Source organism: Bradyrhizobium sp. Arg237L (assembly GCF_029990105.1).
Classification (GTDB): Bacteria; Pseudomonadota; Alphaproteobacteria; order Rhizobiales; family Xanthobacteraceae; genus Bradyrhizobium.
Map to the genome: position 1 here is coordinate 1 of NZ_JAQMIL010000224.1, position 474 is coordinate 474.

Below are 474 nucleotides of genomic sequence, written 5' to 3' on the forward strand. Positions count from 1 at the left end.
CCACTTCTTGGCCGCGACCTCCTGCAGCACCAGGCGGTTGGCGAGCATCAACCGCACCGCCTGGCTGAGCAGATTCGGATCCTGCCCGAACGCGGCGCGCTCGCGCGGCCCGAGCGCGGCGACATAGGCTCGGATCTGGTCCGCCGAGATGTTGGTGGTGCCGACCCGGGCGATCACGTCGTCACCGGACTTGGCCGGTGCCGCGCCCTGCGTCGTCGCCGCCTGCTGCGGGGCCGCCGCTGCGGGGGCCGCGGGCTTCGGCTTGGCGACGGCCTGGGCGGGCCGCTGCGGCGCCGGCGGCGGAGCCGTCTGGGCGGCGGCGGCCAGCGGGAGACCGGCGAGCGCCGTCGCCAGGAGCGACACGCGCAGGGACCGGATCGGGAGTGCGCCGCGGAGAGGAGAGCGTGTCATGGTACTGCCTTCTGGTCGAGGATCTTGTCGCCGCTGTCCTGGATGTTGTTCTGGATTTCCACC

General features: G+C 73.2%; 1 pseudogene. It reads right to left on the reverse strand.

Features of this window, described 5'->3' with window-relative positions:
• A pseudogene (locus tag OZ411_RS43080) lies at positions 1-411 on the reverse strand (peptidylprolyl isomerase); the annotation flags it as partial.
• Between the last annotated feature and the right edge of the window lie 63 nt (positions 412-474).